At 62.3% G+C, this 23,875-nt stretch carries 26 protein-coding genes and 1 other RNA gene; 11 read left to right on the forward strand and 16 right to left on the reverse strand.

The window, feature by feature from the left end; all coding sequences use genetic code 11:
• Window positions 1–149 precede the first annotated feature (149 nt).
• From NO357_RS06480 to NO357_RS06490, 3 genes are read right to left on the reverse strand one after another with little or no spacing between them, the layout of a single operon-like run.
• Window positions 150–1,265, reverse strand: coding sequence for a CaiB/BaiF CoA transferase family protein (locus NO357_RS06480; protein ID WP_306734821.1), 1,116 nt, complete (start codon window positions 1,263–1,265; stop codon window positions 150–152).
• Window positions 1,262–1,888 carry a DsbA family protein gene (locus NO357_RS06485; protein ID WP_306734822.1) on the reverse strand — a complete coding sequence of 209 codons (627 nt, stop codon included), beginning with the start codon at window positions 1,886–1,888 and terminating at the stop codon, window positions 1,262–1,264. Before NO357_RS06485 ends, NO357_RS06480 begins: the two co-directional genes overlap by 4 nt.
• Window positions 1,885–2,427: a DUF721 domain-containing protein gene (locus NO357_RS06490; protein ID WP_306734823.1), complete on the reverse strand. Its 543-nt coding sequence runs from the start codon at window positions 2,425–2,427 to the stop codon at window positions 1,885–1,887. Before NO357_RS06490 ends, NO357_RS06485 begins: the two co-directional genes overlap by 4 nt.
• A 79-nt stretch (window positions 2,428–2,506) precedes the next feature.
• Between NO357_RS06490 and NO357_RS06495 the strand changes: the two genes are divergently transcribed.
• The 4 genes from NO357_RS06495 to NO357_RS06510 all read left to right on the forward strand — a co-directional run bounded on the left by NO357_RS06495 (window position 2,507) and on the right by NO357_RS06510 (window position 5,898).
• The gene (locus tag NO357_RS06495) at window positions 2,507–3,544 is read left to right on the forward strand and encodes an A/G-specific adenine glycosylase (RefSeq protein WP_306734824.1); all 1,038 of its coding nucleotides are present in this window, start codon (window positions 2,507–2,509) and stop codon (window positions 3,542–3,544) included.
• 48 nt (window positions 3,545–3,592) lie between these two features.
• Complete coding sequence (locus tag NO357_RS06500; RefSeq protein WP_306734825.1) at window positions 3,593–4,732, forward strand: alkane 1-monooxygenase; 1,140 nt, start codon at window positions 3,593–3,595, stop codon at window positions 4,730–4,732.
• A gap of 119 nt (window positions 4,733–4,851) precedes the next feature.
• A complete protein-coding gene (locus tag NO357_RS06505) occupies window positions 4,852–5,274 on the forward strand; it encodes a globin domain-containing protein (RefSeq protein WP_306734826.1) in 423 nt (140 codons plus the stop codon).
• 222 nt (window positions 5,275–5,496) lie between these two features.
• Window positions 5,497–5,898 (forward strand): c-type cytochrome, encoded by a 402-nt coding sequence (locus NO357_RS06510; protein WP_306734827.1) that lies wholly within the window; start codon window positions 5,497–5,499, stop codon window positions 5,896–5,898.
• A gap of 218 nt (window positions 5,899–6,116) precedes the next feature.
• Here the strand turns inward: NO357_RS06510 and NO357_RS06515 are convergent, their stop codons facing one another.
• From NO357_RS06515 to NO357_RS06530, 4 genes are all read right to left on the reverse strand, one after another.
• Window positions 6,117–7,223 (reverse strand): site-specific DNA-methyltransferase, encoded by a 1,107-nt coding sequence (locus NO357_RS06515; RefSeq protein WP_306734828.1) that lies wholly within the window; start codon window positions 7,221–7,223, stop codon window positions 6,117–6,119.
• 90 nt (window positions 7,224–7,313) lie between these two features.
• Entirely contained in the window at window positions 7,314–7,946 is a 633-nt protein-coding gene (rnhB, locus tag NO357_RS06520) for a ribonuclease HII (RefSeq protein WP_306734829.1), read from the reverse strand.
• Window positions 7,947–7,976: 30 nt separating this feature from the next.
• Window positions 7,977–9,209 carry a hypothetical protein gene (locus tag NO357_RS06525; protein WP_306734830.1) on the reverse strand — a complete coding sequence of 411 codons (1,233 nt, stop codon included), beginning with the start codon at window positions 9,207–9,209 and terminating at the stop codon, window positions 7,977–7,979.
• Window positions 9,210–9,652: 443 nt separating this feature from the next.
• Window positions 9,653–10,204 (reverse strand): hypothetical protein, encoded by a 552-nt coding sequence (locus NO357_RS06530; RefSeq protein ID WP_306734831.1) that lies wholly within the window; start codon window positions 10,202–10,204, stop codon window positions 9,653–9,655.
• Window positions 10,205–10,386: 182 nt separating this feature from the next.
• Between NO357_RS06530 and NO357_RS06535 the strand changes: the two genes are divergently transcribed.
• Together NO357_RS06535 and NO357_RS06540 are read left to right on the forward strand one after the other, a co-directional pair.
• Window positions 10,387–10,626, forward strand: coding sequence for a hypothetical protein (locus NO357_RS06535; protein ID WP_306734832.1), 240 nt, complete (start codon window positions 10,387–10,389; stop codon window positions 10,624–10,626).
• A 16-nt stretch (window positions 10,627–10,642) separates the two neighbouring features.
• Window positions 10,643–11,347, forward strand: a complete 705-nt coding sequence (locus tag NO357_RS06540; protein WP_306734833.1) for a winged helix-turn-helix domain-containing protein — start codon at window positions 10,643–10,645, stop codon at window positions 11,345–11,347.
• Between the two features lie 36 nt (window positions 11,348–11,383).
• Here the strand turns inward: NO357_RS06540 and NO357_RS06545 are convergent, their stop codons facing one another.
• The 3 genes from NO357_RS06545 to NO357_RS06555 all read right to left on the reverse strand — a co-directional run bounded on the left by NO357_RS06545 (window position 11,384) and on the right by NO357_RS06555 (window position 13,709).
• Window positions 11,384–11,938 (reverse strand): NADPH-dependent FMN reductase, encoded by a 555-nt coding sequence (locus tag NO357_RS06545; protein ID WP_306734834.1) that lies wholly within the window; start codon window positions 11,936–11,938, stop codon window positions 11,384–11,386.
• A 142-nt stretch (window positions 11,939–12,080) separates the two neighbouring features.
• Complete coding sequence (locus NO357_RS06550; protein ID WP_306734835.1) at window positions 12,081–12,749, reverse strand: YiaD family glycine zipper/OmpA-like lipoprotein; 669 nt, start codon at window positions 12,747–12,749, stop codon at window positions 12,081–12,083.
• Window positions 12,750–12,872: 123 nt separating this feature from the next.
• Window positions 12,873–13,709: a methylated-DNA--[protein]-cysteine S-methyltransferase gene (locus tag NO357_RS06555; RefSeq protein WP_306734836.1), complete on the reverse strand. Its 837-nt coding sequence runs from the start codon at window positions 13,707–13,709 to the stop codon at window positions 12,873–12,875.
• Between the two features lie 115 nt (window positions 13,710–13,824).
• Here NO357_RS06555 and NO357_RS06560 point away from each other — a divergent pair, with 115 nt between their 5' ends.
• The 3 genes from NO357_RS06560 (at window position 13,825) to NO357_RS06570 (ending at window position 16,108) form a co-directional block, all read left to right on the forward strand.
• Window positions 13,825–14,421, forward strand: a complete 597-nt coding sequence (locus NO357_RS06560) for a pyridoxamine 5'-phosphate oxidase family protein (RefSeq protein ID WP_306734837.1) — start codon at window positions 13,825–13,827, stop codon at window positions 14,419–14,421.
• 62 nt (window positions 14,422–14,483) lie between these two features.
• Window positions 14,484–15,128, forward strand: coding sequence for an endonuclease III (gene nth, locus NO357_RS06565; protein WP_306734838.1), 645 nt, complete (start codon window positions 14,484–14,486; stop codon window positions 15,126–15,128).
• Window positions 15,125–16,108, forward strand: a complete 984-nt coding sequence (locus tag NO357_RS06570; RefSeq protein ID WP_306734839.1) for an adenosine kinase — start codon at window positions 15,125–15,127, stop codon at window positions 16,106–16,108. The genes nth and NO357_RS06570 overlap by 4 nt, the downstream gene beginning before the upstream one ends.
• A 98-nt stretch (window positions 16,109–16,206) precedes the next feature.
• Here NO357_RS06570 and NO357_RS06575 read toward each other — a convergent pair whose 3' ends face one another.
• From NO357_RS06575 to NO357_RS06585, 3 genes are all read right to left on the reverse strand, one after another.
• On the reverse strand, window positions 16,207–16,893 hold the full coding sequence (locus tag NO357_RS06575) for a DUF1287 domain-containing protein (RefSeq protein ID WP_306734840.1): 687 nt from the start codon (window positions 16,891–16,893) through the stop codon (window positions 16,207–16,209).
• Window positions 16,894–17,166: 273 nt separating this feature from the next.
• Window positions 17,167–17,263: signal recognition particle sRNA small type (gene ffs / locus NO357_RS06580), an RNA gene on the reverse strand.
• A gap of 45 nt (window positions 17,264–17,308) precedes the next feature.
• A complete protein-coding gene (locus NO357_RS06585) occupies window positions 17,309–19,213 on the reverse strand; it encodes a bifunctional 2',3'-cyclic-nucleotide 2'-phosphodiesterase/3'-nucleotidase (protein ID WP_306734841.1) in 1,905 nt (634 codons plus the stop codon).
• A 268-nt stretch (window positions 19,214–19,481) separates the two neighbouring features.
• On the opposite strand from NO357_RS06585, the gene nudC reads away from it, so the two are divergent.
• Entirely contained in the window at window positions 19,482–20,453 is a 972-nt protein-coding gene (gene nudC / locus NO357_RS06590; protein WP_306734842.1) for an NAD(+) diphosphatase, read from the forward strand.
• A gap of 60 nt (window positions 20,454–20,513) precedes the next feature.
• On the forward strand, window positions 20,514–20,981 hold the full coding sequence (locus NO357_RS06595) for an SRPBCC family protein (protein ID WP_306734843.1): 468 nt from the start codon (window positions 20,514–20,516) through the stop codon (window positions 20,979–20,981).
• Window positions 20,982–21,105: 124 nt separating this feature from the next.
• Here NO357_RS06595 and NO357_RS06600 read toward each other — a convergent pair whose 3' ends face one another.
• From NO357_RS06600 to NO357_RS06610, 3 genes are all read right to left on the reverse strand, one after another.
• Window positions 21,106–21,948, reverse strand: coding sequence for a hypothetical protein (locus NO357_RS06600; protein WP_306734844.1), 843 nt, complete (start codon window positions 21,946–21,948; stop codon window positions 21,106–21,108).
• 117 nt (window positions 21,949–22,065) lie between these two features.
• On the reverse strand, window positions 22,066–22,431 hold the full coding sequence (locus tag NO357_RS06605) for a hypothetical protein (RefSeq protein WP_306734845.1): 366 nt from the start codon (window positions 22,429–22,431) through the stop codon (window positions 22,066–22,068).
• A 514-nt stretch (window positions 22,432–22,945) separates the two neighbouring features.
• Window positions 22,946–23,776: a prephenate dehydratase gene (locus tag NO357_RS06610; RefSeq protein ID WP_306734846.1), complete on the reverse strand. Its 831-nt coding sequence runs from the start codon at window positions 23,774–23,776 to the stop codon at window positions 22,946–22,948.
• Between the last annotated feature and the right edge of the window lie 99 nt (window positions 23,777–23,875).

Here is a 23,875-nt window from a genome sequence, read left to right on the forward strand (position 1 = left end):
TGCGAAAACCGCCGGTATGGCAGCCCGGCTGGCAAGTTGGCTGGCACCCCGTCTGGCGAACGCTCGGGCAAGGTTCCGGCAGGAAACGGGTTAACGCGGCGCGCGCCGGTTCGACGCGGCGGTGGGTCGACCTACCACCCGAAGGGCGGTCAACCGTTGTCCTCACCCAATTTCGGACTCGGCCGTTCGAGCGCCAGTTCGGCATCGGAGAAGACAAAGGGGGATCGGACCCCGGGCACGCCCTGCGGATCGATGCGCAGGCCACGGGCCTGGACCTGCGGATCGGCGAAGACTTCCGACATGTCGTTGATCGGGCCGGCGGGAATGCCGTGATCTTCGCAGGCGGCGAGCAGATCGGACTTGGTCCATTTGCGGGTTTCGGCCATCAGCAAGTCGATCATCTCGGGACGGTTTTGCACTCGGTCGGCGTTCTTGAGGAACTTGGGATCCTCGGCCATCCAGTCGAGATCCAGAAGCTTGCAGAGCCGCTGATACTGGGCGTCGTTGCCGGTGGCGATGATGATGAAGCCGTCGGAACAGTCGAAAACCTGATAGGGCGTCAGGTTGGGGTGATAGTTGCCGGTGCGCCCCGGCGGGGTGCCGGTGGCGAGGTAGTTGAGCGACTGATTGGCCATCGCCGCGACAGCGCAGTCCAGAAGCGCCATATCGACATGCTGGCCCTTGCCGGTGACCGAGCGCTGGTGCAGCGCCGCAAGGATGCCGGCAACGGAATAGAGCCCGGTAAAGAGGTCGGTAATGGCGACGCCGGCGCGCTGGGGCTGGCCATCGGGATCGCCGGTGATCGACATGAAACCCGACATGCCCTGGATGATATAGTCATAGCCGGCGCGGTGGGCGTAAGGCCCGGTCTGGCCGAAACCTGTGATCGAGCAGTAGATGAGCCGCGGATTGAGCTTCTTCACACTGTCGTAGTCGAGACCGAATTTCCCGAGGCCGCCGACCTTGAAGTTCTCGATAAGGATGTCGGCTTCGGCGATCAGCGCTTTGAGGCGGTCGAGATCGGCGGGATTGCGGAAATCGACGGTGATCGAGGACTTGCCGCGGTTGCAGGAATGGAAATAGGCGGCGGTCTTGTCGTCGTCGCGGGTGATGAAGGGTGGGCCCCACTGGCGCGTGTCGTCGCCCTGGGGCGCCTCGACCTTGATCACCTCGGCGCCGAGGTCCGAAAGGGCCTGGCCGGCCCAGGGGCCGGCCAGGATGCGGGCAAGTTCGACGACCTTGAGGCCGGCAAGCGGCGCTGTCATGGTGCGCCCAGTTTGTCGTCGATGATGACCTTGAGGTCTTCATAGGACTGGTTGCCATAGACCGTATCGTCGATGACGAGGGCGGGGGTGCCTTCGATCTTGTGCACTTCCATATTGGCCTGGAACCAGTCAACGAGCGCCTTGGCCTTGTCAGCGTCTTCCATGCAGGCGTTGATACGGTCTTCCTCGAGCCCGGCGACCTTGCCGAGCTTGCGCAGGTTGTCCGCCAGCGTGACCGGATCGCGCGAGTTCAACCATTCCCCCTGCTTTTCGAAGATCAGGCCGGCGACGCCGAAGTAGCGATCAGGTTCGCAGCGGGCGAGCATGCCGGCCCAGAGGCCGACGCGGTCGAAATAAACGTCGCGCAGGATGAAACGGACCTTGCCGGTGTCGACGTAGTCGGCCTTCAGTTTCTTGAACTGGTCGGCATGGAAATTGGCGCAATGGCTGCAGGTGAATGAGGCGTATTCGATCAGCGTGACCGGGGCGTCTTCGGCGCCGAGGGTCATTTCGATGACCGCGTTTTCGTCTGTGGCGGCCTCGGAGTGGCTTTCGGACGTTGCCGGCAAAGCCCAGGCGAGGGCTGCAACTGCGGCGAAGACCACGGTGCGGATTTGGATCATTTTACGGGTCCTTTCTGGGGCCCTTTCAGGCGTTTCGATCTGGATAGGACGTTTTCGCCCAAGTGTTCAAGCGCGGAGCGGAGGCCGTGGTCGGCCACGTCGCGCGCCGCCTCGTTGGCAGCGCGTCGCACAGCGGGATCTGGATCCGTGGGTGCGGGCGATGGCGGGCGGTGTTCGAAGCTGACCTGGCCCTCGGCAAAGCCGGTGGCATGGGTTTGCGTCACGCGAATGCGGGCGATGGCGTTGTAGCCATAGGTGGCGTTGACGCGCTCGCGCAGAACCTCCTTCTGCATTTCCAGCATCGGTGCGTTGGCGCCGGTGGTCAGCAGGGTGAGCGTGGCGCCGAAACCTTCGCGGCCATACGACACCTCGACCGGGCGGGCGATGGCGGCGATGTTTTCGCCGGCAATTTCGGGCCAGTGGGTGAGCAACCGGGTGACGGCAAACCCGCGCGTTTCGCCGGCCTTGCGGATCTGGCCGGAGAGGATCTTGGCGGCGCGGGTGAAACCGCGGCCTTTGCCGGGGGCGCGTGGAGGCATCGTCTCTCCCTTGGTTTCAGGTCAACTTAATGGCATGAGACCGGGGCGAACAGGGGTTTCTATGCGCAGGAGATGAAAGTTGCGTGAGCGGGCGGCCGACCTTCTGGAGTGGTACGACAGGCATGCGCGGCAATTGCCGTGGCGGATGCCGCCGGGGTGTGGGGCGCGGCCCGATCCCTATCGCGTCTGGTTGAGCGAGGTGATGTTGCAGCAGACCACGGTGGCCGCCGTGACGAGCTATTTCGAAAGGTTCACGACGCTGTGGCCGACCGTTGAGGCGCTGGCGGCGGCGCGCGACGAAGAGGTAATGGGGGAATGGGCCGGGCTGGGATACTATGCTCGCGCCCGTAACTTGCTGAAATGCGCCCGAACGGTGGCGGAGAAGGGCGCGTTTCCGCGGAATCGCGCCGAGTTAGAGACGCTTCCGGGGATTGGGCCTTACACCAGCGCCGCGATCGCCGCGATTGCCTTCGATGCGTCGGAGGTGGTGGTCGACGGCAATGTCGAGCGGGTGATGGCGCGGATGTTCGCGGTGGAAGACCCGCTGCCCGGCGGCAAGCGGGTTCTGCGGGAAAAGGCCGCGCTGCTGACGCCGGAAGCACGGCCCGGGGATTATGCCCAGGCGGTAATGGATCTGGGCGCGACGGTGTGCACGCCAAAAAACCCGGCCTGCGGGATTTGCCCATGGATGGGATATTGCCAAGGGCGCAAGGCGGGGATCGCGGCGGACTTGCCGAAAACAGAGCCTAAAAAGGCGAAACCGGTCCGTTTCGGAGTTTCCTATGTCGGGCGGCGGGCAGACGGGGCGTGGCTGTTGGAGCGGCGGCCGGCGCGCGGGTTGCTGGGCGGTATGCTGGGCTGGCCAGGAGCCGAGTGGGGCGACGTGGCGCGGGAGGCGCCGCCGGTGGCGGCGGCGTGGCGCGAGGTCGGGGGCGAGGCGCGGCACACGTTCACGCATTTTCATCTGCGGCTGGACGTCAGGGTGGCCGATCTGCCGATGGAGGCGGTGCCGGCGGTCGGCGACTTCGTGCCGCGCGAGGCGTTTCGACCCTCCGACCTGCCGACGGTGATGCGCAAGGTGTTTGACCTTGCTCATGACACGTTTGACAATATCTGACGTACATGCGCCCGCGATGCGGGCCTCATTGTCCCGGAGTTACCTGACATGATTTCCGCCGAAGACGTCGCCCGCCCGCAGAACGCTCTGCCGTTCTGGATGTCGCTTCTACTGATCCCGCTGGCGTGGATCGGGGCCCTGTATGGGGGCTGGACAGTGATTCTGCTGCCGATAGCGACCTGGTTTCTGTTCTCGGCACTCGATGCCGTGCTGGGGTTGAACCTGGAGAACGCCGATCTGGAGACCGGCGAGGATCAGCTCAGGTGGTATACTGTGATCACAAAAGCCTGGGTGCCGCTGCAATTCGGCACACTGTATGCAATGATCTGGTATGTCACCGGCCCGGGAGACGCGCATCTGAACGCGTTGGAAACGATCGTGCTGTTCTTCGGTGTGGGTGTGATCACAGGTACGGTGGGAATCAACTATTCGCACGAGTTGATGCACCAGAAGAACAACTTGGAACGTTGGCTCGGGGATATCCTGCTGGCGATGGTGCTGTATTCTCATTTCCGCAGCGAACACCTTCTGGTGCATCACCGCTATGTCGGCACGCCACGGGATCCGGTGACGGCGCGCTACAACGAAGGCTTCCACCGGTTCTATCCGCGGGTGCTGATCGGATCGCTGAAATCGAGCTTCCGCGCCGAGAAGGAGAAACTGGCAAAGGTGGGCAAGCCCTGGACCGACGCGGCCAATCCGTTTTGGCGTTACTGGGGCTTGCAGGCTCTGATGCTGGCTTTGGCGTTTCTCGTCGGCGGTTGGGAAGGGGTGCTCCTGTTCATCTGGCAGGCCGGTGTCGCGGTTTGGCAGCTCGAGATCGTCAACTACGTCGAGCACTACGCCCTGACCCGGAAGCATCTGGGTGAAGGCAAGTACGAGCATGTGAAGCCGCATCACAGCTGGAATGCGGCGCACAAGGCTTCGAACTGGCTGTTGATTAACCTGCAGCGGCATTCCGACCACCACTACAAGCCAGACCGGCGGTTCCCGCTGCTGCAGAACTATACCGAGGCCTACGCGCCGCAGCTGCCCTACGGCTATCCGGTCATGACCATGGCGGCGATGGTGCCGCCGCTCTGGCGCAAGGTCATGAACCCGCGAGTCAGGAAATGGCGCGAGATGTACTATCCCGAGATTACCGACTGGTCGGCCTACAACAAGGCGGCCAACCCGATGCCGCGGTAACGCTCGTCGGCGCTGTCGGGCCGCCTTGCTGTATTGGGCGGCCGTGCCGCAGGGTAAGGCCGCAGTAGCTATGCTAGGGTGAGTCGCACAGCCGGAATGATCAACCTGGAGGGGGTGCGATGCCGCTAGAACCGCAACAGATCGACCTGATCCGCGAAAGTTTCGATGTTCTGAAGAAGAATCCCAATCGACGGTCGGTGGAGTTTTATCAGGCGTTCTTTGCTCGCGCCCCCGAGGTCAAGGGGATGTTCCGCGAAGACCTGGAAGGCCAGGGTATGCGATTTCTGACCACCTTGTCGCTGATCGTCGGGCATCTGGACCGGCCGGAAGCGATAGATTCGCGGCTGGAGGAGCTTGGCCACACCCACAGGGCCATGGGCGTGACGCCCGAGCAGTTCGGCCCGATGGGCGAGGCGTTGATTGAGGTGCTGGAAAACGCGCTGGGCGAGGGGTTCACCGCGGAGGCGCGCAAGGCATGGGAGGCCGGATTCGCCGAGATTTCACAGTTCGTTATCGCGAAAGGCGGGATTGGCGCGGATTGAAACGAAAGCCGGGTTGCACCGTTGGCATTGCGGAAAGACCCCTGGCGTTGCCATCCTTCTGTCATCGCCGGGCACCTCGGCCAAGGGTTTGGATTGCGCCGGCGCGCACAACCGCGTAGCGGAACTGGCCGGGGTTTTTTGCCGGGACGATCAGTTCCAATTGAAAACTGAAATCGCCATGCTAAGGTAGCTTAGCAATTCGAGAAATCAGGGGGAGTACGTATGAAAAACGCGTTGATTGGAGCCGGACTTGCGGTTGCCGCCATGACCGGTAGTGCCGCGGCCGAAGAGGTCTTGGGAAAACAGGAATACATGGTTGCCTGTGCAATCTGTCATGGTGAAAGCGGTAAGGGCAACGGGCCGTTTGCACCCGTTCTGAATATCGAGACACCAAGCCTGACGAACCTGGCCGCTAAGAACGATGGGACGTTTCCGTTTCTGGAGACTCTGATGATCATCGACGGGCGTACCGGCGTACGCGGTCACGATGGTGGTTCAATGCCGATCTGGGGCGACCGCTATTCGAAATCGGCGACCGAACTTGCCGGTGTCTATGGCAGCGAAGCAATCGTCCGTGGCCGGCTGCTGTCGCTGGTGTACTACCTCGAATCGATCCAGGAGTAACTGGTTGTGATTTGACGCCGGCATAAGGTGTCGGCGTCTTTCGAGACCCGGAGGACGGTGATCCATCCCGTGGAGACGTACGGGTCGTTGAGTCATCACGTTCTCCGCCACGAGAGGAAAATTCGAGCGTTGAAAAAATGCCCCGCCTGGAAAGGCGGGGCAGTTGAGTGCCATGTGTCAGGCCACAGGCACCGGCGGTGTTCTGATACGAGGTAGGCCTAGTTCCGCATCTCTGCGCGGATTTGCTGGCGGAAAATGTCGATGGGGACGGTTTTGCCGTCGCGCTTGATGCCCCAATAGGTCCAGCCGTTACAGGATGGGGCGCCTTCGCAATGGGCGCCGACCTGGTGGATCGAGCCCTTGATGTCGTCGCCAATCAGCGTGCCATCGGCGCGGACCTTGGCCTTGTGGCGGCCGTTGAGGCTGTAGAGTTCCTCGCCCGGGCGCAGCATGCCGCGTTCGACCAGCTGGCCGAAGGGCACGCGCGGCTCGGCCCGTTTCGAGGCCGAGACCTCAAGCGCGGCACGGTCGAATTTGCGGATTTTCGACAGGCGCTTTTCGGCGACCTTTCGGTAAGCCTCTTCCCGCTCGATGCCGATGAAATCGCGGCCCAGCATCTTGGCCACGGCGCCGGTGGTGCCGGTGCCGAAGAACGGGTCGAGGATCACGTCGCCGGGATTGGTGGTGCCAACGAGGATGCGATGCAGAAGCGCCTCGGGTTTTTGCGTCGGATGCGCCTTGTCGCCGTTTTCATCCTTGAGCCGTTCGCCGCCGTTGCAGATCGGGATCACCCAGTCGGAGCGCATCTGGATGCCTTCGTTCAGCGCCTTCAGCGCCTCGTAATTGAAGGTGTATTTCGCGCCTTCGGATCTGGAGGCCCAGATCAGGGTTTCATGGGCGTTGGTGAAACGCTTGCCGCGGAAGTTGGGCATTGGGTTCGATTTGCGCCAGACCACGTCGTTGAGGATCCAGAAGCCCTGGTTCTGCAGTTCCGTGCCCATGCGGAAGACGTTGTGATAGGAGCCGATCACCCAGATCGCGCCGTCGGGTTTCAAGAGGCGGCGCGCGGCCTTGAGCCAGCCGCGGGTGAATTTGTCATAGACCTTGAAGCTGTCGAATTGGTCCCAGTGATCATCGACCGCGTCGACCTTGGAATTGTCCGGGCGGTGCAGGTCGCCCTTGAGCTGGAGGTTATAGGGCGGGTCGGCGAAGATCAGGTCGACCGAAGCTTCGGGCAGCGCGTTCATCGCCGCGATGCAGTCGCCTTCGAGGATCGTGTTGAGAGGGAGCGCGGATGCGCCCCTTTGGGTTTTGGTCTTCGTCATTTCTGCCTCTGTCCCGGCGCCGTTTCGGGGCGCTCAGTTGTTGAAGGCAGGATGAGTCATCACCGATTCGCCGTCAAATTCTTTTTTGAATCAGTCACTTACATTTTTCTGTTGCCACAAGATATTGTGGACGGGCTTGAACGAGCGTCTATGGTGTGGGGTTGGCCCGAGATTTCGTAGCGCCGCCATGTGGTTTTTCGATCCGTATCCGGCGTTGGTTTCCCAGCCGTAGCCGGGGTACTGTTGCGCAAGGGTCAGCATGCCACGATCTCGCCAAGTTTTCGCCACAATTGAGGCCGCTGCAATCGACTGAGACCTGCCGTCGCCCTTGACGATAGCTTCGGCCGAAACGGTCAGATCGCGGGGCAGAATATTGCCGTCGATCAGGCAGTGATCGGGTGGCGGGGCAAGCCCGGCGATGGCGCGGGTCATGGCGAGGTGAGCGGCGCGCAGGATGTTGAGGCTGTCGATCTCCTCGACCGTGGCCTCGGCGATTGAGACCTGCGCCGTGGCGCAAATCTCGTCATAAAGCGCTTCGCGGCGTTTGGCAGAGAGTTTCTTGGAATCGTTAAGCCCGGCCGGGATGTGCCGCGGGTCGAGAATGACGGCGGCAGCGGTGACCGGTCCGGCGAGCGGGCCACGGCCGACCTCGTCGATGCCGGCGACGCGAAGATACCCGCGCGCCATGGCGGCGCGTTCGAACGAAAAATCAGGGGCCGTCATGGCATCGGGTCCGGGTTTGCTGCCCGAAAGTCATTCGGACGGCCTGTCGAGCAGAGCGGCTTCGAGCCGGGCGATCCGCGCGTCCTGCTGGGCGATGTAGATATGCGCATGCTCAAGCTCGTTGAGGAGCTTGCCGTATTGTTCGCTCATGTTGACCCGCGCGCCGGGCTGCGTCGGGCCGACGCCCGGCAGGTGGCCCAGAGCGAACATCTGCGCGGCATGTTCGGAAATCGACGGCAGGTCGAAGTCGTCGGCGAACACCGCATCGCAGCCGGTGGAACAGGTCGGCCCACCGGTGATGATCTGGCCGGCGATCTCTAGGTTGCCGGTGCCGGCGTAAAGGGTGAGATACTTGGTCTTGGCCGAGCTGGCGGTGCCGACGGCGCCCTGTTTCAGGATGAAGTTGGTGCCGGCGCCGAACGACCATTCGCCGCCGGTATCGGTGTTGCCCATCACGATCTCGGGGCGGCCGTTGTTCTGCAGGTTCATCAGGGTGCGCGGGACGGTGGTGGTGCTGGTTTCCTGCACCAGGAATTGGGCGGTGCCGTCGTTGCGGCGCAGGTGAACCGCGGCCGCGGGGCTGGCGGTGCCGAACCCGATTTCGTTGCCAATCATCATGAGCGCGTTCGACGGCACGTTAGTGTAAATGGTGAACGGCGACGTGCCTTGTGTCCAGTCATAGATCTGGAAGTAGGGAGTGGTTGCGGTGATTTCCCAGGTTTGCGGGCTATAACCGCCCGAGCCGTCCTGCTCGAGCCGCAGAGTTGGCGTGTCGCCGCTGACCACATGCAGTTCGCGGGCCGGGGATTGCGTTCCCATGCCGACATTTCCGATGGCGTTGACATAGAGCGCGTTGGACGACGCGCCGCCTGTGATGGTGAAGGGGATCGTGCCCGCCGTGTCATCCTCGATCGAGAAGCGGTTGATGCCGCCGCTTGAGATCAAGGACTTGTCATTGACGATCAGGCGCCAGTCATGGTCGGGATAGTCCGCGTTGGACGTATCGTCGAACAGGACGTCGAGTGTGCCGGCGTTCTTCAATTTCAACAAATCGTAACTCAGAAAGGTTTCGTACTGGTCGCAGTCATGTCCGATGCAGACCTGCCCGTCGAGAACCGTATCGTCGTTGACGAAGAGGTCGGCAATGGAGGTGTCGCTGTCGCCGATGGTGACCCCGTCGGCAAAATGATCGAGCGCCAGGACGGATGTGGTAGAAAGGCCGAATGCAAGGCCGCTGAGAAGGATGGAAAAAACACGTTTCATTGCGGGATTCTCCTTTGGTGGGCGACATGAACACCGTCCAGCCGCGAGCGGACGGGCTGTGCAACCGGAAAGCTGCGTGGGCGATTTCCTTGTTCGCCTCGGCGATCTTTGTGCAAACGAAACCGCACGCGGCCAAAAGCAAAACTTACACCAAACAAAACCTGTCGATTCCTCTTCGGATACACTGTTTCTGCACAAGGAAAGGTCGGATCAGACCTTTCTCTCACACACCCGCAGGATACCTCTTGGAGAGTTTTCTTGTCCAAGACCCAGGTCAAAATTGAAAAAAATTCCATTGACGACCCGGCAAGGCTGTATGGCGCCGTTGGGCGGGGACGAAAAAGTGCACCCCCGCCATGGGGCTGGCGGGGGTGCGGCTGCTCGAGACAGGTGCGCCCGGGCGATGGACAGCGAACGGAAAGACCCGGGCGCGCCGCCTCGCCTCAACGACGGTTCCAGTTGGAGACCTGCGTGCGCTCCCGCAGGCAGCCACCGCCATAGGCCTCGATCTTGCGGCTGCCCAGCCGGACGGTCTTGCGGCAAGCTTGCGGCAGCCGGCCGGCGAAGCGGTAGTTGCGCTCGAGGCAACGTTTTTCGAAGAAGCGACGCGTGCCGTTCGAGGTCCCGACGGTAAAGGAGCAGCGGTTCGGCAGTTCCGAGAAAATCACCCGGGGCGGCACCGGACGCGGGTGGACGCCGGGAGCGAAGCCGCGAGGGCGGCCGTCCCTGTCATCGCTGTACCCGTGGTGGCTGTGGCCATGGCCATGGCCGTGGCGGCTGTCGCCATGGCCGCGCGGGCGGGGGCGGTCATGGGTGGCGACATGAGCGCTCCGGTTTTCGTCGGCCCTGGACATGGCGGCGCCCAGGATGGCGAGCGCAGTGGCGCCGAGAATCACGTTTCGTGTGCGTTTGTCGGTGGCCTGGGCCTGGCTTGCGGACAGGCCGGCAACGGCGAGCGAGGCCGCAGCAATCAAGGTGATGAACTTGCGGGACATGGGGCTGATCCTTTCGCATTTCGGTTATTTGCGGCGGCGCGAGGGGCCGCGACGCCTTGACGCCACCAAGTTCGGACCAACCGACAGAGACAGGCAATAACGCCCCGATGCTATAGGATAACAGCGCAGTAAATAGCCGCTGGATATTGAATAACGGTCGATCCTCGCGCATCGTCTGCGCCATGAAACAGATTTCTCGCATCACTTTGCTGGCCCTCGGGCTGGCGCTTGCCGCCGGCGGCGCGCAGGCAGCTTGCGTTGTTGAGTACAAGGCCAAACGGGACAACCCGCTTGAACTGTTCTACGGCACGGCGCAGGTTGGCGGCGACTGCTCGGTGGGCGACGCAACCGATCGGTTGCGCAAGAAACTCGGCCAGGAGGGGCTGACGCTTCTCAAGGTCTTATCGGTCACGAAAAACTAGGGATACCAGTCGGCGCATGACGGATTCGTCGAACAGCGTGACGGAGGCGCGCCGCGCCGGCCAGCGGGTGGTGGTCTGGGGCGTCGTCGCGATCGTGGCGATCCTTGCGCTGGCGGCCGTGTTCCTGTTCCTGTCGCTGCCCGATGCCAACGCCTTCAATGCTCGGGTCGAGCGGATCTTCGTGGAGAACGATGCGCTGACCTCGGATGCCGAGATCAAGCTGTTGGAGATCCTGGCGCTGTCGGGCACCGCCTTTGCCGAGACCCTGACCTCTTACCGCATGGTGATCTTCGTGCTGCTGGTCTTCGCGACCGCGCTTCTGATCGCTGCGCTGGTGTTCCTAGTGATGCTGGTGGCGATGAACCGGCGGATGGCGCAGGTGGAACGGGCGGGGATCCAGGTCAATTCACTGCTGATTTCACGTGAAGAAAACACGGTTTACCTGAACAACCTGGGTTTCAAGCTGACTGCGGCGGCAATGGAGACACTGAGCGTGCTGGCCGAAGCACGGATGGATGACGACGTGTTGTCGGGGGCCGAGATCGAGGCGATGATTTCGGGCCGGAACGCTGCTGACTGTGACGAGGCGGCGGGCGCAACGCGGGTGAAGCGGTTGCGGGATACGTTAGGCAATCAGCTTGTCAGCGAGCTTCTGGTCAAGAACATCGCACGACGGGGTTATATCCTGTCCATCGACAAGGACGTGATCCAGGTTTTGTAAGCGGGCGTTGGGCGAATGCCAACGCGCTCGCCCTGGTTAGCCGTGCTCCCAATCCACCAGTTCGGCCCGCAAGTCGCGCATCAGGATACCCAGGTTCTTGCGGTAGAGCTCGCCTGCCAGCTGGCCGTTGCCGTCGAATTCCTTCTCAGTCCCGGCCACCGCGATTTCCGGGCCGAGCAGCAGGCGCGGGCGGAACGGCGTGAGGAAACTGCGCAGGATCACCTGGGCGCGTTCGCCGCCGGCACGGCCCGACGCGGCGGACATGATCGCCACCGGCTTGCCCTTCCACGGGTTGCCCTTGACGCGGCTGACCCAGTCGAGCGCGTTCTTGAGAACGCCCGAGGGGCCCTTGTTGTATTCCGGTGAGGCGACGATCACGGCGTCGGCCTCGGCGATCTGGTCGAACAGAGTCTGCACCGCGGCGGGGATTCCATGGGCGTCCTCGTCGTCGCCATTGTATAGTGGCAGGTTGAGGTCGGCCTCGCTGAACGCGGCCTCGCCGAAGGCGGCCGCGGCCTCGCGCATCAGTTTGCGGTTGTAGGAGCCTTTGCGCAGTGAGCCGCAGAGGCCAAGAAGCTTGAGTTGGGTCATGGGCGTCTTTCCTGATCGCAAATTTTCACCGAGATAGGTCAGCGGCCGGCATGTAGCAAGGCGACGGGTGCGCGCAGAGGCTGTGCGCAAAACAAAAGCCCCGCCCGAAGGGCAGGGCTGTCTGGTGCCGGAGCGGGTCGGATCAGGCCGCGTTGGGCAGGATCACGATTTCCACACGGCGGTTCTGCTGACGACCCTGGGACGTGAGATTGGAGGCCACTGGCTGGCTTTCCCCGCGGCCGATCGAGCGGACCCGCGCGGCCTTGACCCCGGAGTTGACCAGCAGCAGCGCAACCGTTTCGGCCCGACGTTCGGACAGGCCCTGGTTATACCCGGCGTCGCCGACATTGTCGGTGTGGCCCAGCACCTGCACTGTGGAGTTCGGATAGGCGTTGAGGTTTCTTGCCACGGCGCGGATGTCGCTTTGCAGATCGGGGCGCAGCGAGGCGCTGTCGGTCGCAAACAGGATGTCCTGCGGCATGGTCACAATCAGACGGTCGCCGGTATTGGTGATTCGGACGTCGTTGCCAACGGCATTTCGCAGGTCGCGTTCCTGGCGGTCGAGGATCGAGCCGCCGATCACGCCGGCGGCCGCGCCGACGACGGCGCCGGTCATCGCGGCCTTGCCGCGGTCACCGCTGCCGGCGGTGACGGCGCCGATCGCGGCACCAAGCCCGGCGCCCAGAAGCGCACCCTGCTTGGTCTTGTAGTCGGGATCGTCCGGGCTGAGATAGGCCGGATCGGTGCAGGCCGTGGTCAGGCCCAGAGAGCCGGCGGCCAGGGCCAGGGTGATTTTTCGTGCTCGGTTCATTGTCTGCCTCGTAGCGTAGGCCGCTTCCCCGCGGCGATACGCATAATATATGCGAGGGCTTCCACCGACCCAAGTGGTAATAAGGGGGGAAATCGGCGGCAATTCGCGCAGAACGGCGGTACGTCACGCCTCGGCGCGCGCGGATTCCCAGGCCAGAAGCGCGCGTTTGACAGGCAGACCCCAATGATAGCCGCCAAGAGCGCCGGATTTGCGCAGGGCGCGGTGGCAGGGGATCAGCCAGCTGACCGGGTTGCGCCCGACGGCGGTGCCGACGGCGCGCACGGCGCGGGGGCGGCCGATGGCCTGGGCGATCTCGGAATAGGTGGTGACCTGGCCCGAAGGAATCTGCAGCAGCGCTTCCCACACCTTGATCTGGAACGGCGCGCCGATCAGGTGCAGCGCGGTTTCGCCCTTTTGCGCGAAGGCGGCATCGACCAGCGGTTTCAGGCGCGTGGAGTCTTCTGTGAACGTGGCGTTTGGCCAGCGCGACCGCATGTCCTCCATTGTGGTCTCCGGGCCGGTTTCAGACGCAAAGGCCAGGCCGCAGATGCCCTTGTCGGTGGCCATCACCAGCGCCTGGTCAAACGGGCTGTCGAACCAGCCCCAGAACACCTCGAGCCCTTCGCCCTTGCGGGCGAACTCGCCGGGGCTCATCGCCTCCCACCGGACGAAGAGATCGTGCAGGCGGCCCGAGCCCGAGAGGCCCAGCGAATGGCTGACCTGCAGCGTAGTCATGTTCTCGGCCAGCATGCGCTTGGCCTGGCCGAGCTGGAGATATTGCTGGTAGCGCTTGGGGCTGACCCCGACCCACTGCGAAAAGACCCGCTGGAAATGCGCCGGCGACATGTCCATCGCCGCGGCCAAGGCGTCGAGCGACAGTGGTTCTTCGGCCGCGTCGATCAGGTCGAGCGCCCGGCGCATGACGTGGTAGTGATAGCTGTGCTGCGGTTCGGCGTTCATCGGGTATCCTCCGGTTGGCAACAAACCTAGTGGCGCAGGGCAATCGGTGCGACCCGGATTTTGCGCAAAGGGTGCACGCGAGATATGAACCGGGCAGGCAAGGAGGACCCTCACGATGGACACTGTGAACAGCATCGAGGCGCTGGAGGCGCTCTATGGCCCGCCGGTGCCGGCATCACTGACCAAGGTGACCAACCGGATGACGCCGCTTTACCGGCAATGGATCGAAGCGGCGCGGTTCATGGTGCTGGCCACCGTGGGCCCCGAGGGCACCGACGCCAGCCCGCGCGGCGATGACGGGCCGGTGGTGCAGATCGCCGGTGACGCCACGCTGCTGCTGCCCGACTGGCGCGGCAACAACCGCATCGATTCGCTGCGCAACATCGTGCGTGACGGGCGGGTGAGTGCGATGTTCATGGTGCCGGGGTCGACCAATGTGGTGCGGGTCAACGGCACCGCGGTGCTGACCGCCGACGAAGGGTTGCGGGAGACGTTTGCCAAGGGCAGCAAGCGGCCAGCCACGGTAATCGTGATTACCATTGGCGAGATGTATTTCCAATGCGCCAAGGCGGTGATGCGCGCCGACCTGTGGGGCGACGCGCGGCCAGAGGTTCCGACGGCGGGGCAGTTCATCCGCGAGATGCAGGCCGAGTTCGACGCCGAAAGCTATGACGACGGTTATGCCGACTACGCCAAGCCGCGCATGTGGTAGGTGAGTTGTCATCGGGCGCGGGGGCCCTTATCAGGGCTGAAACCGCAAGCCCGGACACAGCCATGGCCAAGCAGCTCGATTACCACACCATCCGCGAGATTTTCACCCGCTTCCACGCGTCCGAGCCCGAGCCCAGGGGCGAGCTGGAGCATGTCAACGCCTATACGCTGGTGGTGGCGGTGGCGCTGAGCGCGCAGGCCACGGATGCCGGGGTGAACAGGGCGACGCGTGAGTTGTTCAAGATCGCCGACACGCCGCAGAAGATGCTGGACCTGGGTGAAGAGGCCTTGATCGAGCATATCAAGACCATCGGGCTTTTCCGCAACAAGGCCAAGAACGTCATCAAGATGGCGCGCATCCTGGTCGACGAGTATGGCGGCGAGGTGCCCAACAGCCGCGCCGCGCTGCAGGCGCTGCCGGGGGTGGGGCGCAAGACCGCCAACGTGGTGCTGAACATGTGGTGGCATTACCCGGCGCAGGCGGTGGACACCCATATCTTTCGCTTCGGCAACCGTTCGGGCGTGTGCCCGGGCAAGGACGTGGTGGCGGTGGAGCGGGCCATCGAGGACAATATTCCGGTGGATTTCCAGCGCCATGCGCATCACTGGATGATCCTGCACGGGCGCTATACCTGCGTGGCGCGGAAACCCAAATGCGCGGCTTGCCTGATCCGCGACCTGTGTCAATTCGAGGAGAAAACCCTGTGAGCAAGTACCAGGTTGTCGGTATCGGCAACGCGATTGTCGACGTAATTTCCACCTGTGACGATCATTTCCTGACCCGGATGGGGATTGACAAGGGCGTGATGCAGTTGGTCGAGCAGGAGCGCGGCGAGTTTCTTTATGACGAGATGGATAACCGCACCCAGGCGCCCGGGGGATCGGTGGCCAACACGATCGCCGGCGTCGGCTCGCTGGGGTTGTCGACGGCCTTCATCGGGCGTGTGCATGACGACGCGCTGGGCCGGTTTTATGCCGCCGAGATGGCTGCCGACGGCACCGATTTCGTCAACCCGCCGGTGGCAGGGGGTGAGCTGCCGACCTCGCGCTCGATGATCTTCGTGTCGCCCGATGGTGAACGGTCGATGAATACATATCTTGGCATTTCCGCCGAGCTGGGGCCCGAGGATGTCGACGACGCCGTGGCCGGCCGGGCCGACATCCTGTTCCTCGAAGGCTACCTGTTCGACAAGGACAAGGGCAAAGAGGCGTTCCTGGCGGCGGCGCGGGCCTGCCGGGCGGGCGGCGGCAAGGCCGGGATCGCGCTGAGCGATCCGTTCTGCGTCGACCGCCACCGCGCCGATTTCCGGCGGCTGGTCAAGGAGCTCGACTACGTGATCGGTAACGACCACGAATGGGAGTCGCTTTACCAGGCGGATCTGAGCACGGCGCTGGAACAGGCGGCGGCGGATGCCGGGATGGTCGTATGCACCCGTTCGGGGCATGACGTGGTGCTGTTGCGCGGCGACGAGGAGGCGGTGGTGCCGGTGACCGAGATCGTGCCGGTGGACGCCACCGGCGCTGGCGACCAGTTCGCCGCGGGTTTCCTTTACGGTGTGGCGACCGGGGCGAGCCTGGAAGTTTCCGGTCGGATGGGCTGCGTTGCGGCGGCCGAGGTCATCTCGCATTACGGGGCGCGGCCGGAAACGGACGTCAAGGCATTGTTCCGCAAGGCCGGGCTGGTCTGAGGGCTATCCCGCGGCCGCCCGGCCCAACCCGCCCACTCGACCGTAGAGTGCCTCCGGCGGAAGCTCACCAAGCAAAAGAAAAGGCTTCTTGGGCCGTATCAGAGCCTGTTTTCGAGGCGGTAATGGCCGGTCATCGGATAGGCGTGGAGAAAATCCTCGAGCCGGGCGCCGGCGCCGACATTGTGAAGGATCAGCGGGCGATCGGTGCCGGGGACGAGGCGGTCTGACACGATGCCGATATGCGGCAGACCCGGGCCCAGGGTCCAGGTGACGAGATCGCCCGGGTGGAATTCGGTCTCGGGTGTCGGTGACGGCAGTTCGGCGCCGTGGCGGGCGAAGAAGCGGCGCAGGTTGGGCACGCGGCGATGGTCGATGTTGCGATCGGGGCGGGTAAGGCCCCAGTTTGCTGGGTATGCCGAGAAGGCGCGGGTCATGTCTTCGTGCACTGTCTTCTGGAGATCGATACCATGGGCATCGCGCAGAGCACGAATGATAACATCGGTGCAGACTCCGCGCGTGCGCGGGACGTCGCCCCCTGGGTAGGCGAGGCTCTGGTAGGAGCCATCATAGATCGTGGTCACGCCGATCTGGGTTTCGGCGGCAGCGATCAGCGCGCGGGCCCAGTCGCTGGAAAAAAGGGACATGGGTGATGTCGTAGTGGCAGGAAGCGGAACAGCATCGGTCAGCTTGGCTTGGGCGATGCTCAGGTTGTGGGGCCGGGCAAAGCCGATCGCCGCAAGCGTGAGCGCCAGGAGGACCATGAGGATTGCGAACGTCTTTTGCATGGGCGCAGTTTACGTGTGGTTGTGAGAAGTGGAAACTGATCCCCGCACGGTGGGCGGGCGCTTGCGCGCCCGCAAGCGGGATCGCGGGGAGCAGAAAGAGTGCCCGGGACTTCGCTCCTCCGGCTCTTCACGGTCTGGGACAAGGTCGCGAGGCTCGTCGCCGCGGATGTGCGGGTTCGCGGTGAAACGGGTTCGGTTATGCCGGTGAACTTACTCTCTCGGCGGCAAATACGCCTTTCGGAACGACGCCGATTTGCGAGGCAAACGCGCATGGGTGAGAGGCTGGACAACGACCCAAGCGGGGCTCGTTACGGCTGCTTCCTTCCGGACCTGACCGGGTTGGCGAGGCGCTTGCCCGCGCCAACCTCTCGCCGCCGATATAGGCGGACCGGAGAGGATTCGCAAGCCGGAGCGGTCAGAGCGTGACGCGGAAGCGGGCAAAGCCTTCGGGCGTGTTGCCGAGGTCTTCCAGCGGCGGCAATTGCGGCTCGCCGAGATAGGCGCGGGCAAGCGGCGAGGTTTCGAACCGCAACCTGGCCCCGCCCAGCGGCGCAAAAGACCAGACCGGCACCACATTGGGCAAAAGGGGATCAGACTGGCGGATGTAATCAAGCAGAATGTCGCGGTTCGAGACCGGGGCCGTGAAGACGACTTCGGGGGGCGGGTCGGAGAAACCGATTCCGTAGATTCGATAGGAATTGGAGGCGACGAGAAAGACCTGGTCGTCAATGATCGGCCGGCTCTCGTGACACAGGGAGCGAATGCGCCAGGCAGCGGGATCGGTGATCCGGCGGTGCGAATCGTAACGGGCTGGCCGAGACAGGTCGATTTCGTAGGTCAGGCCGCAGAGGATGTCGAACTTGTAACCAGGGAACGCGTCGTCAAGCAGAGGTGTGTCGTCGGGTGTGGCTTGTTCAACGTGGCAAAACAGGCTGGCGGAATGTTCGAGCCATTCCCGCAGCTGGCGGCCAGTGACCTTCACGGCACAGATCGTGTTGGGATAGATGTACAGATCGGTGACCGACCGCCGGGTCAGCGGTCCAGCGGGAATGTGGGTGTAGTGGTCGGGCCCGCCCAGTCGCCCGGTCTTGAACGGGTTGGCGGCGGAGAGCATCGGCAGCTTGGCCAGCGGTGTGCCGGCGATGGCGTTGGCCAGATAGCAGGTCTGCGCCCCGGCGACGAGCTGGGTTGCCGCATCATTGCCAAGCAGCGCAAAGAAACTGTGCAGCGGCTGGAGCGTCCGGCCGATGGGTTCGCGATTGTAGCGCAGGGTTTCGGCATGGGCGGGTTCGGTGAGCGTAACGAGGTCGGGATCCTCCGGGGTAAGGCCGGCGATGATCCCAAGGGCGTCGCGCCGGGCCAGCGGTGTCACGCTGCACCGCGCCTCGGTGACGATCCACTTGCTCTCCGCATCGAGCGACAGGACCAGGTCAGCCTGGCCGAGATGGTTGCCGGAAAAGCCGGATATCAGCACCGGGGTTCCGTGGATGCGGCCGCGTTCGGTGTCGATCGACTCGTGCGCGGCTGGCGTGGCTGGGTCAGGTGGAAAGGTGAGATGGGTGTGCCCGCCGAGGATCAGGTCGAGGCCGTCGAGCGCGGCCAGGTCGATCAACGCGTTTTCCGCGCGGGCCTCTGGGGCGGCGGGGTCGATACCGCTGTGTGCCAGCAGGATGGTGAGGTCGCAGCCTTCGGCCCGGATGTCGGCCAGGGTGCGCCGCACCGCGGCGACCATGCAATCGGTGTCGAACCTGTCCGCGAGGGCATGATCCCAGTCTATGGTCTGCGGCGGTAGGCAACCGATAATCGCAACTCTAAGATCATGCCAGGCGCCGGTTGAGTCGCTGACGCGGCGTTTGAGAATTGCGTGGGAGGCAAAGACCATGCTGCGGTCGCTGACCGGACCGCGGTGCAGGAAATTGGCCGATACGACCGGAAACGCGGCGCCTTCGAGGGCGCGAAACAGGAAGTCGGAACCGTGGTTGAAATCGTGGTTGCCGGGGGTGAAGCCATCGTAACCGAGCGCGTTCATTGCTGCAATCATCGGGTGCACCTGGCCGGGAGCGAGCCCGGTTTCGGCGGTCAGATCGCAGACCGGGCTGCCTTGCAGGGCGTCACCGGTGTCGAAGAGCAGCGTGTTGGCCGCCCCGGCGCGGGCGGCCCGGACCAACGTTGCAGTGCGGCTGAGCCCGATCGTTTCGCTGGGCTTGTCAGCCAAATAGTCGAAGCCGCGCAGCGCACCATGCAGGTCGGACGTGTGCAGGACCCGAAGACGGATATCGGCGGTGGCGGAGTTTCGGGAGGAGGTCGCGTCGCTGGCCAAGATCGGTCGAACCTGTCTGAGGAACTGGTGACGGGCCGCTGCCCGCGATCCCGGGAGATATCTTTCGCGCCTCCGATGGCTTGCCGGAAGTGATTTCCAACCGGAGCCACGCGAGCGCTATCCTAGCTGCCCACTCAGGGGAGTGCAATGTTCAGAGTTGAGTGATCGAGTGGACATACTCGTTTAGATTGCTGAAGCCGGGTATCAGTCGCCCGCACCATTGTCGTGCCGTGGCAATCATGCGACAGGGAAGACAAAGGAGAGGGACATGCGGGACGCGGAACTGGTGACTTTCGGCGGGTCGGGTCTGGACCGGGCGGCGCATCTGCGCGGCGATACGGAGGAACTGGCCCGGGCTGCGGCGGACGATCGGGCACGCAGCATCGTGTTGTGGCGCGGCAAACCGCTGATTCAGGGGGAAGAGCGAGACCGGCTGGCGCGGCTGGCAATGGATCACCCGCTGGTTGCCGTCTCGGCGATGCCGCCGATCTTTCTGGGGATCGAGGCCGACGGGACGCCGGCCTTCGCGCATGACATTTCCGGCTGGCAACCCGAGGATCTCGACCGTGAGGCGATGGGCCGGTTCCTGGACCCGACCGAGCAGCGCCACCCGGACGGGCCGGAAAACGCGGCGTTCTGCGAACTCAGGGCGCGGATGGTGGCGCTTTCCCCGCGGGATGCCGAATTGGCCGCGACCGCGAAGGCGATGTTCAGTTGGCATCGAAGCCATCGGTTCTGCGCAAAATGCGGGCAAGAGAGCCGAATGGCGATGGCGGGCTGGCAGCGCAACTGTCCGGCATGCGGGGCGCCGCACTTCCCGCGCACCGATCCGGTCGTGATCATGCTGATCACGTACGGAAATTCCGTGCTGATGGGGCGCAGCCACGGCTGGCCCGACGGGATGTGGTCGCTGCTTGCGGGCTTCGTCGAGCCGGGCGAGACGATCGAAGCGGCGGTGCGGCGCGAGGTCGAGGAAGAGACCTCGGTGCTGGTGGGGCAGGTCGACTATCTGGCGAGCCAGCCCTGGCCCTATCCCAGTTCACTGATGATCGGGTGCCGGGGCGAGGCTTTGCGCCGCGAGATCAAGGTTGACCCGAAGGAGATCGAGGATGCGCGCTGGTTCACGCGAGAGGAGATCGGCGACGCATTTGCCGGCCGGAACCCTGTGCTGAAACCGGCACGCAAGGGCGCAATTGCGCACTTCATCCTTTGGAACTGGCTTGCGGATCGGCTGGATTGAGGCGAGACTCGCGACCGCAAAACAACCGGTAAACCGGGAAGCCAAGGGGACAGGCAGGCAATGAAATTCAAGACACGAGAGGATATTGGCGCGCCGATCGACTATGTCTTCGGGGTGGTGTCGGATTTCGAGACGTTCCAGCGCAAGGCACTGCGGCGCGGGGCTGAGATTGCCCGGCGCGACGCGCTCGAGACGCCGGGTGTCGGCATGGCCTGGGACGTCGCTTTTGCGTTCCGCGGCAAGCGGCGCGAGATGCAGGTGCAACTGGTCGACCACGAACCGCCGAACCGGATGTCGTTCGACAGCCGTATGCCGGGCATGATCGGGTATATGGGCGTGGAGTTGATCGCACTGTCGCGGGCGCACACGCGGATGGTGCTGGAGATCGAGCTCAAACCCGAAACCCTGTCGGCGCGGCTCTTGGTGCAGTCAATGAAACTGGCGCGTGGCTCGCTCAACAAGCGGTTCCAAGTTCGCGTGGCGGAGTTTGCCAAGACCACCGAGGACCGGTACGGGCGGATGGTTTGAGGGGCCGTTTTCACCGCGTTATTCTCGTTTGGGAGGATCGTGAAAAAAACGGTCGTTTCTGTCCAGGTCACAATCCCCGGGTAAAACTCGCGTGATCGGCTAAATTTGGTCGGCAAAATCGCCCTCAGAGAAGAGCGCTTGTTAGAAGCCACGCAGCTAAGAAGGCGGCCAATGCCCAGATACCTCTCCGAAGATATATGTAGGTGTTGTAGCTAGGCCTTTCCGTCAAAGGGGCGCCTAGCGGTTGGACGTCACTTCTGGAAAGCAATGGTACCAATTCGTCTTTTAGGTGTTCTATTGATGTGCAACTGCTGTGGTTGTGAGTAAAGAAGCGATCCTGCACAAACCCATTCAAGAAACCTGTAAAGCCGACGTCACTGTAGCTGTCTGGGCGAGCAGTGCTCGCCCAAAAAGGCCAATAATCTTTGATGCCAACATCGTTCACAAAGAGCTCTGTGCATCCATGCAGTCTCTGCGCATGTCTTCTGTGGCAAACGCTTCCTAAGAAGACAACTGTATCAAATTTTCCTTTAGGAAGGGTGCTCGCAAGACTGTCGACAATATCTGAGAATAGAGCTGAACCCATACTATGGGCAAAGACATTTACTGATGCGTACTCTCTTTGCGAAGATAGTATACTGATTTGGCTAGTAAAATTATTCCTAAAACCTGAAAGGCCAACTCTTGATAGTAAGTGCCAGCTGGACAGTCGATCCGTGTTTCCTCCGTTTCCGCGAACGGGCACAAAGTGTATCTCTCTGCCATCCCAAAGAAGCTCTTGCATCCTTGCTTCTTGAGCCCACCAGCCATTGGTTCGAATTCCAGGTATTAGAAAGACAAGATGAGGTGAATCATCCCTAACTCCTTCAAGTTCTTCGGGCTCAAGAACTTGAATGTCACTTTCGTCAAAATCGCCCTTTTCTACAGAGTCGAAAGCTAGTGTTATTTCTGAAATGTCTCGTGCCAATGAACGTCACCCCATGAAATAGGGGTGACGTTACCTTTCTGGGCTCGGAAATCAACCTATACGGTGATTTGAGGGCCTATGAGCCTACCGAGTAGTATTGGACACCTCAAAACATGCTTAGACCACGCCAAGCTTCGGTTTATTCACGACGGATCGACCTTCTTTTGGTGCAGTCTGCCCTGCTTCTCTAGAGGCGGCGGTCGATGTACTCTCGGCATCAGGTTGCTCAATAAGATCGAGTGCAGGTAGTGCAACCATCTCGATTTCATCATACTTTGGGTCATAAGAAGCAATTCTCCGACCTTTCTGTGTTTCTTGAACAGCCCACTTCATGAGTGCCATTGAGTTGCTAAAAAGCTCCTTCTTCGAACTGAGGCCACAGATGTTCACTAAGTTATCGATGATGTTCAGTTGGGCACGGCGTACGTCAAATTGAAGACGAACAACATCTTTGATTTTCTTAGCTGGTGCTTGAGCGTTCATTGTTCTCTCCTTTCTTGCTTGATGTTCATTTTGTAGGTGTGGACAGCTTGTTTTGTTTACACATTTGAGAGCTTCCAATTTTTACGGCTTCTGGGGTTAGGACTTCTGGGGTTAGGACTTCGGCCGCCTGGGGGAGGATCAGGTTCATCGTCGTCGATGACGGTTACCTCCAGGAACCAGTCTTCCACTTCCAGTGTTCTTTCTTTCACTTTACGGCCCTTCGGGGCTCTATCTTGGTTGGACTTCAGCATATCATGCCTCCGTGTCAAATCGCGGGTGGCCCTAAGACCATCAAAATCAATGAGTAATATATGAGTAGATTTTACTCATGTCAAGTTTTGCGTACGGTTTGAGAGAATGATCACCCTGAAAGCCAGGAAGCTATCGACAAAATTTGCCAAAAACGGTGGTTTCTGTCACAAATGGCCACGCTACCTGAAATCAGTCACTTGCTCAGGACATAACCCCCCGGCAAAACCGGGGTGCTATTGGCAGGGTTTTGTCCCACGAGATGTTATCGTACCCGGTCCGCCGGGTAGACGCCTAGGATGTTGAGGTAGGACGTGAAATAGTCGAGTTCTTCCATCGCCAGCCGGACGTTTTCGTCATCGGGGTGGCCGTCGATATCAGCGTAGAAACGGGTGGCGGTGAACGAGCCGTCGACCATGTAACTTTCCAGCTTGGTCATGTTGACGCCGTTGGTGGCAAATCCGCCCATTGCCTTGTAGAGCGCCGCCGGAATGTTGCGGACCTCGAAGACGAACGTGGTCATCATGCCGAGCTTGCCGCGACGGGTCAGGTCCATCTCGCGGCCCATGATGACGAAGCGGGTGGTGTTGTGGCCGTGGTCCTCGATATCGCGGGCCAGCACGTCGAGACCATAGATCTCGCCGGCCAGAGCCGACGCGAGCACGCCCTCGCCGGCGGTCTTGTGCTTCGCCAGCTCGGCGGCGGCGCCGGCGCTGTCGGCGGCGGCATGGCCCTTGATTCCGTGGGTCTTGAGGAAGCTCGCGGATTGCGGCAGCAGCACCAGGTGCGCGCGGACGGTGTGGACGTCTTCGAGCTTGGTTCCAGGCAAGGCGAGCAGGTTGATGCGGACGCGCACGAAGGCTTCATCCACGATGTACAGACCGCTCTCGGGCAGAAGGCGGTGAATGTCGGCGACGCGGCCATAGGTCGAGTTTTCGACCGGCAGCATGGCATAGTCGGCGCGCCCGTCGCGCACGGCCGCGATCACCTCCTCGAAGGTTTCGCAGGGCACGGCCTCCATGTTGGGCCGCGCCTTGCGGCAGGCTTCGTGCGAATAGGCGCCGGGCTCTCCCTGGAAGGCGATACGCTGGCTCATCTGCGGTATTCCTGTCATTTTTACCCGGAAGGGCGATTGGTCGCGGAAACTACACCTTGCCTTGAGCAAGGGGAAGCGGATAGATACGCGCCGACAGAC

The organism is Marimonas arenosa (genome assembly GCF_030848945.1).
GTDB lineage: Bacteria > Pseudomonadota > Alphaproteobacteria > Rhodobacterales > Rhodobacteraceae > Marimonas > Marimonas arenosa.

Coding starts and splice junctions, on each gene's coding strand:
- NO357_RS06555 (WP_306734836.1), bottom strand. CDS start 13,709: ATGAACGCCGAACCGCAGCACAGCTATCACTACCACGTCATGCGCCGG.
- NO357_RS06510 (WP_306734827.1), top strand. CDS start 5,497: ATGAAAAACGCGTTGATTGGAGCCGGACTTGCGGTTGCCGCCATGACC.
- NO357_RS06605 (WP_306734845.1), bottom strand. CDS start 22,431: ATGAACGCTCAAGCACCAGCTAAGAAAATCAAAGATGTTGTTCGTCTT.
- NO357_RS06500 (WP_306734825.1), top strand. CDS start 3,593: ATGATTTCCGCCGAAGACGTCGCCCGCCCGCAGAACGCTCTGCCGTTC.
- NO357_RS06480 (WP_306734821.1), bottom strand. CDS start 1,265: ATGACAGCGCCGCTTGCCGGCCTCAAGGTCGTCGAACTTGCCCGCATC.
- NO357_RS06515 (WP_306734828.1), bottom strand. CDS start 7,223: ATGACGAAGACCAAAACCCAAAGGGGCGCATCCGCGCTCCCTCTCAAC.
- NO357_RS06610 (WP_306734846.1), bottom strand. CDS start 23,776: ATGAGCCAGCGTATCGCCTTCCAGGGAGAGCCCGGCGCCTATTCGCAC.
- NO357_RS06560 (WP_306734837.1), top strand. CDS start 13,825: ATGGACACTGTGAACAGCATCGAGGCGCTGGAGGCGCTCTATGGCCCG.
- NO357_RS06595 (WP_306734843.1), top strand. CDS start 20,514: ATGAAATTCAAGACACGAGAGGATATTGGCGCGCCGATCGACTATGTC.
- nth (WP_306734838.1), top strand. CDS start 14,484: ATGGCCAAGCAGCTCGATTACCACACCATCCGCGAGATTTTCACCCGC.
- NO357_RS06540 (WP_306734833.1), top strand. CDS start 10,643: ATGACGGATTCGTCGAACAGCGTGACGGAGGCGCGCCGCGCCGGCCAG.
- NO357_RS06490 (WP_306734823.1), bottom strand. CDS start 2,427: ATGCCTCCACGCGCCCCCGGCAAAGGCCGCGGTTTCACCCGCGCCGCC.
- NO357_RS06525 (WP_306734830.1), bottom strand. CDS start 9,209: ATGAAACGTGTTTTTTCCATCCTTCTCAGCGGCCTTGCATTCGGCCTT.
- rnhB (WP_306734829.1), bottom strand. CDS start 7,946: ATGACGGCCCCTGATTTTTCGTTCGAACGCGCCGCCATGGCGCGCGGG.
- nudC (WP_306734842.1), top strand. CDS start 19,482: ATGCGGGACGCGGAACTGGTGACTTTCGGCGGGTCGGGTCTGGACCGG.
- NO357_RS06575 (WP_306734840.1), bottom strand. CDS start 16,893: ATGCAAAAGACGTTCGCAATCCTCATGGTCCTCCTGGCGCTCACGCTT.
- NO357_RS06505 (WP_306734826.1), top strand. CDS start 4,852: ATGCCGCTAGAACCGCAACAGATCGACCTGATCCGCGAAAGTTTCGAT.
- NO357_RS06550 (WP_306734835.1), bottom strand. CDS start 12,749: ATGAACCGAGCACGAAAAATCACCCTGGCCCTGGCCGCCGGCTCTCTG.
- NO357_RS06535 (WP_306734832.1), top strand. CDS start 10,387: ATGAAACAGATTTCTCGCATCACTTTGCTGGCCCTCGGGCTGGCGCTT.
- NO357_RS06545 (WP_306734834.1), bottom strand. CDS start 11,938: ATGACCCAACTCAAGCTTCTTGGCCTCTGCGGCTCACTGCGCAAAGGC.
- NO357_RS06485 (WP_306734822.1), bottom strand. CDS start 1,888: ATGATCCAAATCCGCACCGTGGTCTTCGCCGCAGTTGCAGCCCTCGCC.
- NO357_RS06530 (WP_306734831.1), bottom strand. CDS start 10,204: ATGTCCCGCAAGTTCATCACCTTGATTGCTGCGGCCTCGCTCGCCGTT.